Raw genomic sequence first — 12,267 nt, forward strand, 5'->3', positions numbered from 1 at the left:
TGTGCGTTAATAATTATGCGGTTTTAAGTCTTGTTCTATTTCCAATCGTGGAGCTACTTGCCTGTGATTCATCCTGATGATCCCCACGACTTACTGAGAGAATAATTCCCAGAGAAATCCCCGTAAACACGAGAGATGTTCCTCCCATACTCAACAGCGGCAGTGGAAGTCCGGTGATAGGCCCTAAGCCAACGGCTACGGCCATATTCACTAATGCCTGAATAACCAATGCGAAACTCAATCCCGCAGATAGTAATCCACCAAATGCTTTATTTGAATTTGCCACGATCCGCATGCCTCTATAAAGAAGCGCGAGGTACAGGAAGAGCACGGAGAATCCTCCGATCAATCCATACTCCTCGATGATAATAGCGTAGATAAAATCTGAATACGGATGCGGAAGCGAATTTCTTTGCTCAGAATTCCCTGGGCCTTTTCCGCCGATTCCTCCAGTAGCGATTGCGATATAAGATTGCTCAGCTTGGAATGGAACTTCCTCTTCGTTGAAGAATGCGGTAACTCTGGAAACTAAAGTAGATCCACGCTGACCGGTAAATCCTGCAACTGTCAATCCCAGAAGCCCTACAAACAAAACAATCGTCAGATACTTAAGAGGAACACGACCGATGAACATAATCAGCAGACATGTAATCAACAACAAAATCGCTGTAGAGAAATTGGCCATGGCGATAAGTCCGCAAATCAGACCTACTGCGATAATAATCGGAACGAAAGTGCTTTTAAAGTCTTTAATGTTCTTTTGTCTTTTGGCAAGCATCAACGCTATAGCAGCTATCAGTGAAAGCTTTGCCAAATCGGATGGCTGGAAAGCTTGGTTGATCACAGGAATTGTAATCCAGCGATTAGCTTCATTGATGTTGGAGCCGAACATATAGGTCACCAAAAGCAATGGAATGGAAATAACCACACCCAGCTTCGCATACATCGCATACCTCTTATAAGGTATTTTATGCGCAAACCACATCACTACCAACGACACAAAAATCAACATGGAATGTCTGATCAAGTAGATCTCAGTATTTCCACCAGCATATTTGTACGCCAAAGAACCCGTAGCGGAATACACTACCAGAATACTGAAAAGCGACAATAGAATGACAATGCCCCAAATGATTGGGTCGCCTTTGAAATTTCTATCTATCCATGCTTTAAACTCACTCATGCGATGGCTTTCGGTTTAAGGTTCTCTACTGCGGCACGGAATTGCATTCCGCGATCTTCATAATTTTTGAACAAGTCGAAGCTTGCACAGGCTGGCGATAGCAAAACTATATCTCCAGATTCCCCAAGTTCTTTTCCCCAAGAAACCGCCTCCTTTATATTTTGTGTCTCTCGAATGTCCGTTATAGACGATCCAAAAGCTGATTTCAATTTCTCATTGTCTTTGCCCAAGCAAATCAGGCTTTTCACCTTTTCAGTCAATGGAGAAAGAACCGTGTAGTCATTTCCCTTGTCCACGCCTCCGGCGATCCAGATCAATGGGTTGTCGTAGCTCGCCAGCGCATAAGCCGTAGCTTCCACATTGGTGCCTTTACTATCATTGATGAATTTCACTCCGTCTACTTCTTTGATCAACTCCATTCGGTGAGGCGCATTTTTGAACGTCTGGAATCCCAGCATCAAATCCACATCCTTTACACCCGCGATCAAAGCTGCAGAACCAGCGCAAAGGGCATTCAAAAGATTGTGCTTCCCTTTGAGAGAAAGTGAATCCACCGGTACAACTACCGATTGCTCTGCTACCGCAAAAGTCAAATTCTCTGCATCTGTCCAGGCTCCCTCTTTTTGAAGTTCAAAAGCAGAAACCCAAAGGGTAGAAGCTTTTACTTCATTGCTTTTCAAACCTTCTAAAGTCAAAGCATCTTCTGCAAAAAGAATAGCCTGATTGGTAGAAGTCATATTTTTAAAGATTCCAAACTTGGAATCTATGTAATTCTCAATCTTGTACTCGTAGCGATCCAAATGATCTGGCGTGATGTTGCAAAGAATCGCAACTGAAGGTTTGAAGTTGACAAATCCATCTATCTGGAAACTGCTGCACTCGATCACCCACCATTCATGTTCTTCTTCGAGTAACTGCGCAGCCCAGCTTTTCCCTACATTTCCAGCCAAGCCCACATCCAATCCAGCTTCCTTCATCAAGTGATAAGTCAGCAAAGTCGTGGTAGTCTTCCCATTGGTTCCAGTGATCGCAATCACTTTTCCGGTACTGTAGCCAAAAGCAAATTCTAACTCATCGATAATCGGAATGCCTGCCAAAGATGCCTTTGCAGCCATTTCTGTCTTTGGAGAAATGCCTGGACTTTTGATGATAAGATCTGCACTGAGGATTTCCTCCTCCGAATGCTTTCCTTCTTCAAAAGCAATTCCCAACCGCTCCATTTCAGCCTTTCGCGCCAGAGAAATCTGTCCTGCATCGGAAACGAAAACGGCATAGCCTTTCTGTCTGGCAAGCATAGCTGCTCCCAATCCGCTTTCTCCCGCGCCCAGAACGACTAGTTTTTGCATTTCTATTATCTAAGTTTCAATGTTGCCAAAGTGATTACCGCCAAAAGAATCCCCACAATCCAGAATCGGGTTACGATTTTGGCCTCTGGGATATTTTTCTTTTGGTAATGATGGTGTAGCGGAGACATCAAGAAGATTCTTCTGCCTTCACCGTATTTTTTTCGAGTGTATTTGAAGTAACCCACTTGGAGCATCACACTTGCATTTTCAATTACGAAGACTCCGCACATCACTGGAATCAGCAATTCCTTGCGAAGGGTCAACGCCAAAACAGCAATTACTCCACCTAACATCAAGCTGCCAGTGTCGCCCATAAAAACCTGAGCCGGATAGGCATTGTACCACAAGAATCCCACGCAGGCTCCGATAAAGGCCGAAGCAAAAATCACCAGCTCACCTGAATTGGGGATGTACATGATATTGAGGTAGGATGAGAAAATCGCATTACCACTTAGGTAGGCGAAAATCGCAATTGTCAATCCGATAATTGCAGAGGTTCCTGCTGCCAATCCATCGATACCATCTGTGATATTAGCACCGTTGGAAACCGCGGTAATGATGAAAGTCACGACGAAAATGTACAGAATCGGAGTCATTGCCTCACCCATAAAGCCAAGCAAAGTCTCGTAATTCAGCTCATTGTTTTTGGTAAAAGGAATAGTGGTTTTAGCCACTTTCACATCTCTGTACGTTGGCGTTTCTACCACACCTTCTTCTATGGAAACCGGATTGGTAAACTCACGGATTACTACGCTTTCATTGAAATAAAGTGTGGAACCCACGATAATCCCGATGCCAATCTGACCGATGATCTTAAATCTACCGGCGAGACCTTCTTTGTTTTTCTTGAAAACCTTGATGTAATCATCTACAAAGCCAATTGCTCCCAACCAGACCGTAGTGATCAGCAAAAGAATGATGTAGATGTTATTCAGATCTGCGAAAAGCAAAGTCGGAATCAATATCGCAGCCATGATCATCAAGCCCCCCATCGTCGGCGTGCCTTTTTTCTGCTTTTCGCCTTCTAAACCTAGATCTCTTACTGTCTCCCCGATCTGCTTATTTCTGATCCAAGCAATGATTTTGTGACCAAAAGAGATGGTGATGATCAATGAAAATAGCGCAGCCATTCCAGCTCGGAATGAGATAAATCTAAACACCCCTGTTCCAGGGATATCAAGCACTTTGTCCAAATAATCAAAAAGTGGATATAACATCTCAGCTCTGTGTCAATTGTTGTAAAAACTCGGTTACTACTTCGGTATCATCGAAGTGATGCTTCACTCCTTTGATTTCCTGATAATCCTCATGGCCTTTGCCGGCGATAAGAATGATATCTCCTTTTTGTGAAAGCATACAAGCCGTCTTAATTGCCTCTCTGCGATCCACAATGGTTAATGTTTTTCTGATTTCAGACGGACCTACCCCAGCCTGCATATCTTTTAGTATTTCTTCCGGCACTTCAAATCGAGGGTTGTCAGAAGTAAGAATTGCTTTATCACTTTCCTGAACAGCAATTTTTGCCATGATGGGACGCTTAGTTTTGTCACGATTGCCTCCACAGCCCACTACTGTGATCAGTTGTTCTCCACCCGTTCTAGCACCGTTGATTGTTTTAAGGACATTATCCAAAGCATCTGGCGTATGCGCATAATCTACGATGGCAGTGATTCCAGCAATGGAAATTCTATCGAAACGCCCTTTAGCTCCGCGGATCCCTGAAAGCTCACGAAGAACTTCGTCCTCCTCTTCGCCCAGAAGGACAGTGACTCCCAAAACCGCCAGAAGATTGTAGGCATTGAATGCCCCGATCATCCTGAACCAGATCAACTTACCGTTGATGTCTAGCTCCAGTCCTTCGAGTGTATTGGAAATGATTTTGGCCTTAAAATCAGCAGGAGATTTAAGTGCGAAATACTGATGAGAAGCTTTGCAATTTTGAAGCATCACAGATCCTCGTTTATCATCACCATTTACCAGTGCAAAAGCACCTTTTGGAAGCTCATCAAACAACTTCTTTTTTGCCTTGATGTACTCGTCAAACGTGCCATGATAATCCAAATGGTCATGGCTGATATTTGTGAAAACTGCTCCGGCTAATTTCAAACCAGCTATTCGCTCTTGCACAATGGCATGCGAACTCGCTTCCATAAAGCAATGCGTACAGCCTTCCTCCACCATTTTGCGAAGCAAAGCTTGCACACTCACCGCGTCTGGCGTAGTATGAGTCGCGTGGATTACAGTTTCATTAATCTTATTTTCTACTGTGGAAAGCAAGCCGGTGCTGTAGCCCATCCGCATGAAAAGCTGATGCAAAAGAGTGGCTGTGGTGGTCTTTCCATTTGTACCTGTGATCGCCACTACCTTGATACTCTCAGAAGGATTGTCAAAATAGTTACTTGCCATGACACCAAGCGCGCGGGCAGAATTCACCACTTCCACGTAGCTTATTCCTTCTACTAGTTTCTCTGGCAATTGCTCACAAACGATGCTCTGAGCTCCAAGCCCTATAGCTTTCTCTATGAATTCATGGCCGTCTACCTGAGTACCTTTGATCGCTACGAAAGCACTTCCCTCAGTCACCTGACGGCTGTCAAAGACAATATCCTTCACTCCCAACTCCATGTCTCCGGTAGTAGAGGTAAGTGATACTTTATATAATATGTCTTTTAGTACTTTCATTTATCCTAATACCAGATTTATTGTTGCGTTCTTTCTTAATTCGGTCCCAGCGGAAATAGACTGCGTTTTTACTCTGCCTTTCCCAGTGTAGTTGACTTTCATTCCTTTATTCTCAAGGATGAAAAGCGCATCTCGAAGCGGAAGTCCTGACACATCAGGTACAGTCGACTTGTCCGTATCATTGACACTCATCTGTACACTTGCATCCTGAGCGACTGTCTTCACCCATTCCTCAGGATTAGCAGCAGATGCCTTCAATCCGAGTTCTTGGAAAATGCCTTGAAGCTCTTCCGCTTTACCTGCTTTCACATATGGCAATTGCGCTCCATCAATTTCAGCTCTTAAAATCTGTTGTTGATTTTCAGGATTCAGCTCTATATCAAGTGCGTAAATTTTGTCTGCTATTTCTTTGAAAACCGGAGCTGAGACATCCCCTCCGTATGCAGCAAAGCCTTTTGGACTGTCGATCACGACAACCATTGAATACTTTGGGTTGTCAGCAGGGAAATAGCCTGCGAAACTTGTGTAGTAAATTCTAGAATACTGCCCGTTAATCAGCTTCTGAGCGGTACCTGTTTTACCTGCGATCTTGTAATCAGCATTGGCAATATTTCTCGCTGTTCCTTTCTCCACAACTCCTTCCAAAAGACCTTGAAGAAGTTTGATGTTTTTCTCAGAAGCGATCTGTTTCCTGATGACTTCTGGCTGATATTGCTCTTCGATGATATTGCCTTTAGAAACCGACTGAACGATATATGGCTTCATCATTTTGCCTCCATTAGCCACGGCATTATATAATGCAAGCGTATGAAGTGGATTCAGTTTTACTTCATAGCCAATAGAAATCCATGGAAGTGAGGTCCCATACCAGTCCTTTGCTCCAGGCGTTTTGAAAAAAGGTTTCCCCTCTCCGATCAATTGAAACCCTAAAGGCTCCTTTAATCCTACCTTATCTAAATAAGCCATGAATTTGGAAGGACTGGATCCGAAATGTTCATCTACCAATTTCGAAATCCCAACATTGGAAGATTTCTCAAAAGCTTCACGAATTGTCAAGGTTCCATAGCCACCATTTTTTGCATCACGCATTGTTTGGTTATAGAATTTGTGGGCGCCGTTTCCAGTTTCCACAGTTTCATCCAGCGTGATTTTATTTTCTTCCAAAAGCGCCAACATGGAAAGCAACTTGAACGTAGAACCTGGCTCTGTATTTCCCTGATCTCCTATGGCGTAATTGTAGTTTTCACCATAACCATTTCCACTTGTATTACGCTGCAAATTGGTTATTGCCTTGATCTTTCCAGTCTTTACTTCCATCACGATCACTGATCCAAATTCCGCATCTCGATCTGTCAACTGACGTCTCAAGGCAGTTTCTGCCACATCCTGAATATTCACATCAAGCGTAGTAGTGACATCGTAGCCATTCTCAGGCTTCACATCTTCGGCATCAAAAACCGGCTTCCAACTTCCTCCGGCTAAGCGCTGGAAAAGCGCTTTTCCATCCTGACCTTGCAGGTAATTATTGAAGCTGTATTCGATTCCAGCACCATATTCGTCTTCATTCAAAAAGCCAACTGTTCGGCTGGCAAGGGAATTAAACGGTCTATATCTTTTTTCTACTTTCTCGAAAATAACTCCACCTCCCAGTCTTCCTTCTCTGAAAATTGGCCAGTTAGACATTTCCTGCATGCCTTGATACCCGATCTGCTTTCTGTTCAAAACCAAATAGCGCTTGTTGTCCAACCTGGCATCATTGATCATTCTTTTGTAAGAAGACGCTGATTTATCCTTGTAAAAGCCGGAAAGCATCTTGGCCAAGGAATCAATCCCAGCTTTATACCGATCAGACTTTGCGATAGTCGGATCTAATGCCACTCTATAAAAAGGAAGGCTAGTTGCAAGCAGACTTCCATCAGCAGCATAGATATTACCGCGAGTTGCGGGCACTTCCCGGTATTGGAAATTGATCGTTTCAGCTTTTTCACGCCATACGTCTCCCTCCGCCATCTGAAGTTTGGCGACTTTGTACGGAATGGCAGCTGAGCACAACGCTATCAGGATAAACACCACCCGCACTCGGATCAATATGGATCGCTTAAAATTCACTTTTCTACCTCGATTTTTATCGGTGGTTGATTCAATTCAAATATTCCTTGCTCAGCTACTCGCTTCGCTACTTCGGACTGCATGCTGCTCAGCATGTATTCTGCTTCCAGCGTAGTCACATCAGCACGAAGATCTTCTACTTCCTGCTGCGCTTTTTCTATTTTCCGCACCATGTTTTCCGCGCGGTGATTGCTCCAGATGTAGATCAAAGCCAATAAAGCCACAAATCCAACCGGCGGAACCAATTGGACAGGCACTCCTTCTCCCAACACACCAGTGACATCCAGCTTCTCCTCTATCCATGTGAAAATGGATTTGCGAGGACCACCTTTTGGTTTGTTGCCTGACTTCAATTTCTTTCTGAATGTATTATTGCTCATACCTCCGTCTTCTTCGCTATTCTGAGTTTTGCACTTCTTGCTCTTGGGTTTGACGCTATTTCTTCAGCATCCGCCACTACTGCTCCTCTGCTTACTGGCTCCAGAGGCCGAATTAGATTTCCATAGAAATCCTTCTCCACCTCACCTTGAAATTTGCCTTTGATCATCAGATTTTTCACCAGACGATCTTCCAGACTGTGATAGCTCATCACTACCAATCGCCCTTCCGGCTTAAGCACTTCTACCGCCTCGAGCAGCATATCTTCCAAAGCACCCATTTCGTCATTAACTTCTATTCTCAGGGCCTGAAAGACCTGAGCATAGTATTTAAAGTCTTTGCCCTTTGGGGCATATCGTTTCAAAAAGGCCGTAAACCCCTCTGTAGTTTCGAATGGCTGAGAAGCTCTTTCGGAGACAATTGCTTGCGCCAAGGTCTTTGCGTTTTTCACCTCTCCATACATTCCAAGAATCTTATGAAGCTTTCCCTCGTCGTAGGTGTTGAGAACCTCTTTGGCAGAAACATCAGCTGACTGATTCATTCGCATATCCAGACTACCACTGAATCTGGTAGAAAAACCTCTGCTAGGCTCATCGATCTGATGGGATGAAATGCCAAGGTCCGCCAATACTCCATCCACCTTCTTCACGCCATGAAGTCTCAGGTATTTTTTCAAATCCCGGAAATTCGCAGCGATAAAGGTGAAGTTGTCAGACGCAGGAATATTTGCCTCAGCATCCACATCCTGATCGAAGGCATAGAGATGGCCCTTGTCCAGATGCTTCAAAATCTCACGGGAATGCCCACCTCCACCAAAAGTCACGTCTACATAAATCCCATTGGGATCAATAGACAAGCCTTCAGTGCATTGGGCTAGCATCACTGGTATATGGTAAATAGACTCCGTCATGAGATTAAGAGAGATGCTTTTCCATCAGGCTGGACAAGTCCGCCGGATCTTTGATAATATTATTTAGGTAGTTTTCAGAATTCCAGATCTCTATTCGAGTACCGTTCCCCGCCACCATTATTTCTTTCTCAAGTCCAGCATAGAGCTGGAAATGCTTTGGAATCAACAACCTGCCCGCGCTATCCAATTCTACGTCAGTAACAGAATTGAAAAAAGACCTCTGCAGCAAGCGCTGTTCAGGATTATTGATATTCAGAGACTTTATTTGATTCTCCAGTTTTTTATATTCCACCATGGTATAGAGTGCCAAACACCTATCTTCAGCCATTCGAAGCATAAGCGCACTCCCATTTGCCTCCGGAATTGCCGCCTTGATCTTGGCCGGCAAAACCAGACGCCCTTTGGGATCTAGCTTGCAATCGTATTGACTGTTGAACATAAATTCTTGAACTCTTTAGAATGATGAGTATGTAGTAAAGACAAAAGTAACAAAATGCTCACCACTTTCTACCACTTTACTCCACAAATTCCCACTTTGACTTAAAAGTAGGGATTTCTTTATTCCATCCCAATTATTAATTGAAAAATTCAAGGATTTTTTTGGAGGTATTGTATTGATTAGAAAGCCGTTAGAGATTCCCCAAAATGGGGCAAAAACAAGCATATTGAAGGTTTTTCTACAGCCAGAAAGAATATGATTGCAAGGGGAAGGAGAAGAGTAAAAGAAAAGTGGGGCAATTTCCCATCAAGTAGACCATTGATATTGTGGAGGTGGGGAAAAATCCCACAAACACCAACCTTGAGTACAAAAAAAGTCAAAAGCAAAAAAGACCTGTCCATCGGGCAGGTCTTTTTCAAAGCATCAACACACAATTATCTTTTCAGATAAAATCGTCAGGATAGGAAGCTTATTTATTATCCTCTTTTTTCTTTAATTCTTGCTCCACTTTTTTCTGGTATTCTTCAATTTTGGCTGCATTCTCTTTTTGCCAAACTTCCATTTTGCGCTGGTATTCTTCCATTTTCGGTTGCATCTCCTTTTCCCACGCTTTCATCTTCGCCTCATACTCCTTCATTTTTGGCTCGTTAGCTTTTTGCCAGGCATCCATCTTTGCCTCAAACTCTTTCATCTTCGGCTCATTCGCTTTTTGCCATTCAGCCATCTTCTTTTCAAACTCTTTTAATTTAGGCTCATAAGCTTTCTGCCATTCCGCCATTTTTTGCTCATACACCTCCATTTTTGGCTCAAAATTCTTCTGCCATTCAGCCATTTTAGCCTCGTATTCTTCCATCTTAGGCTTCATCGCAACCTCCCAATTCTCCATTTTTTTGGAATATTCCTCTGCTCTCATCTCCATCTCTTTTTGCCATTTCTGCTTCTCCGCCTTAGTCATATTTATCGTGTCTTTTGGAGAAAAGGAGCTCCATTCCACATCAAATGCTGGGGGAGAAATCATAAAGTCCATAGCTGGCATAGTTCCCATATCAAAGTTCATCGCTGGCATCTCCCCCATATCGAAGTCCATCATGGGAGCCATGGCAAATTCCATTACCGGCGTAGGAGCCATCACAAAATCCATCACCGGAGCCATAGCCTGAGCAGGGAATTCGGGCATCGGGGAAAGATCCATACCAGCTACATCTTCCAGAATCAAGGTCTTGCCTTTATTTGTATAGGTGTAAGTAGTTTTATTACCACTTTTCAAAATGATGGTATCGCCTTTGGCTATAATTGTATCACCTTTTATGTGGATACGTTGCGGATTGGCAGAATTCAATTCAATCACTTCATTTTTAGCATTGATCCACTCAGCTTTTCCATCAATGACCACAACTTTAGTGGCTTCATTATCAACAATTGCATTCACTGCGACAGTGACATCTGAATTGACATCCAACTTCACATCAGAATCCTTAGAAACTTCAATAACTGGATTCACATTAACCGATATCGGTTTTGTTTTCTCAACAGAGACAGAAACGTCCTGCTGTGCTGTCGCCATAAGGCCCGCGCTTAATAAGAGTGTAAGTAACATAGGGATAGAAATAATAGGGTTTTGAGGATAAGTCTGAGCCGGATGACCCAGGATTCTTTTGATTCTTTGAAGGGTAGGATTCCTTCTTTTTCCCGCTGCCAAGGCAAGCTCAGGAGGATTTTGCTTCGCAAAATTCAATACTTCTGCCAGACTGTAGGCCAGCTCTTTGGGAGTGACACCAACCTGTACAGCCAAATCATCGGCAGCATTTTCACGCAACTCTTTCACCGTCTGATTCATCCACCAATAGCATGGGTGATAGAAGAAAAGCACTTCGAGAGCCGATTGAATTAGATTGATGAAGTAATCGTTCCGCTTCACATGGGCCAATTCATGGGCTATAATTGCCTCTAGCTGAACTGGGGTGAGCTGGAAAATTAATCCTGAAGGAATCAGTATAATAGGTTTGAGGAAGCCAAAAGTAATAGGCGATACTCCATAGGAAGTCAAGCGTATCTCTACGTTTTTAGAGACATTCATTTCACCCATTAGCCGGTAAAGCATTTTCTCTAACTGGAAATCCTGAGGTTCTGAAGAGGATCTTCTCAGCGTGCGAACTTCTGACAAACTATTGAATAGTCGGAAAAGAAAGAGCAATGCACCAACAAACCAGAAATTTACCAATAGCGGAAGCTGAAGTTCTATCCAATTGACTGACATCGCAATGACAGATTCAATACCAAGCGAAGAAGAGGCTTGCATTGCCTGAGGAGCGGCGGCGATAAACGCTATTCGATCAAATAAAGGGGTGGGCGTAAAGCTGGAAACCTCATAAATAAACGTTCCTAAAGCAACTAGAACAGTCAACCCCATTGCTGCCAAACCCAAATTGTATTTGAAAGCAGGACTATTCTTTCTAAACAGTTTTAAAAGTAACCAAAGGCCTGCACCTATAAGGACAAGTTGCCAAAGCGAATGCACGAGAGTCCAGCCCATGGCATACAGCAAACTTTCGGGAATCCAGTCGTTCAAAAGATCCATTATTTTTTATTTTCTAGTTGGTCTAAAAATGCTCGAATTTCATCTAATTCCTCCTTTGACGGGTTCTCTTCACCCAGTGCCTGGAGCACCAATTTCTGAGCAGAACCACCAAATGCTGTGGTCACCAAGTTTTTCAGCAAAGACTTCTGTGTGTCTTTTTGATTAGTCGCAGGACTGTATACATGTGTTCGCTGCGACTCGTTCCTACTCACCATCTGCTTGGCATGCATATTTTGCATAGTCTTCAGCGTGGTGGTGTATCCAGTATCCTTTGTCTCAGCTAATCGCTCGTGGACTTGACGCACACTGGCCTGCTTCATTTCCCATAACAGGGAAAGTATTTCTAATTCTGATTCTGTTGGCTTACTCATGGCTCATTATACGATAAATTTCGTACCAAAGATATACGATGAAAATCGTAAGAACAAAACATCTACGAATATAATCGTATTAAAAAATGTTAACAATCTATTTTTCAGGATTTTAAAGCAATTCATAAGCAATAAAATAAGACTTACACATCGAACGAGTATCACTCATTTTCCCATCCTACATATAAAACCACTGTCCATTTCTGAAGTTTGGTAAGGTTTTATTGTCCGTTATAGCACAAAATGGCATCCACAGAAACCATTACCCAAA

Annotated in this window: 10 protein-coding genes; all 10 read right to left on the reverse strand. The window is 43.1% G+C overall.

Annotation, left to right across the window (positions count from 1 at the left end):
* Positions 1-13: 13 nt before the first annotated feature.
* Complete coding sequence (locus AACZ87_RS13600) at positions 14-1,183, reverse strand: FtsW/RodA/SpoVE family cell cycle protein (protein WP_091695886.1); 1,170 nt, start codon at positions 1,181-1,183, stop codon at positions 14-16.
* Complete coding sequence (gene murD / locus AACZ87_RS13605) at positions 1,180-2,529, reverse strand: UDP-N-acetylmuramoyl-L-alanine--D-glutamate ligase (protein ID WP_339867943.1); 1,350 nt, start codon at positions 2,527-2,529, stop codon at positions 1,180-1,182. The genes AACZ87_RS13600 and murD overlap by 4 nt, the downstream gene beginning before the upstream one ends.
* A gap of 5 nt (positions 2,530-2,534) precedes the next feature.
* Positions 2,535-3,746 carry a phospho-N-acetylmuramoyl-pentapeptide-transferase gene (gene mraY / locus AACZ87_RS13610; protein WP_339867945.1) on the reverse strand — a complete coding sequence of 404 codons (1,212 nt, stop codon included), beginning with the start codon at positions 3,744-3,746 and terminating at the stop codon, positions 2,535-2,537.
* A gap of 1 nt (position 3,747) precedes the next feature.
* A complete protein-coding gene (locus tag AACZ87_RS13615; RefSeq protein ID WP_339867946.1) occupies positions 3,748-5,211 on the reverse strand; it encodes a UDP-N-acetylmuramoyl-L-alanyl-D-glutamate--2,6-diaminopimelate ligase in 1,464 nt (487 codons plus the stop codon).
* Positions 5,212-7,320, reverse strand: a complete 2,109-nt coding sequence (locus tag AACZ87_RS13620) for a penicillin-binding protein (protein WP_339867948.1) — start codon at positions 7,318-7,320, stop codon at positions 5,212-5,214.
* Positions 7,317-7,700, reverse strand: a complete 384-nt coding sequence (locus tag AACZ87_RS13625) for an FtsL-like putative cell division protein (RefSeq protein ID WP_283414756.1) — start codon at positions 7,698-7,700, stop codon at positions 7,317-7,319. Before AACZ87_RS13625 ends, AACZ87_RS13620 begins: the two co-directional genes overlap by 4 nt.
* Complete coding sequence (gene rsmH, locus AACZ87_RS13630) at positions 7,697-8,608, reverse strand: 16S rRNA (cytosine(1402)-N(4))-methyltransferase RsmH (RefSeq protein ID WP_339867950.1); 912 nt, start codon at positions 8,606-8,608, stop codon at positions 7,697-7,699. The genes AACZ87_RS13625 and rsmH overlap by 4 nt, the downstream gene beginning before the upstream one ends.
* A 4-nt stretch (positions 8,609-8,612) precedes the next feature.
* Positions 8,613-9,047, reverse strand: coding sequence for a division/cell wall cluster transcriptional repressor MraZ (gene mraZ / locus AACZ87_RS13635; RefSeq protein ID WP_339867951.1), 435 nt, complete (start codon positions 9,045-9,047; stop codon positions 8,613-8,615).
* Positions 9,048-9,516: 469 nt separating this feature from the next.
* Entirely contained in the window at positions 9,517-11,625 is a 2,109-nt protein-coding gene (locus tag AACZ87_RS13640) for a M56 family metallopeptidase (RefSeq protein ID WP_339867953.1), read from the reverse strand.
* Complete coding sequence (locus AACZ87_RS13645; RefSeq protein WP_339867955.1) at positions 11,625-11,996, reverse strand: BlaI/MecI/CopY family transcriptional regulator; 372 nt, start codon at positions 11,994-11,996, stop codon at positions 11,625-11,627. Before AACZ87_RS13645 ends, AACZ87_RS13640 begins: the two co-directional genes overlap by 1 nt.
* Positions 11,997-12,267: the final 271 nt, after the last annotated feature.

It is taken from the genome of uncultured Algoriphagus sp. (assembly GCF_963974365.1).
Lineage (GTDB): Bacteria > Bacteroidota > Bacteroidia > Cytophagales > Cyclobacteriaceae > Algoriphagus.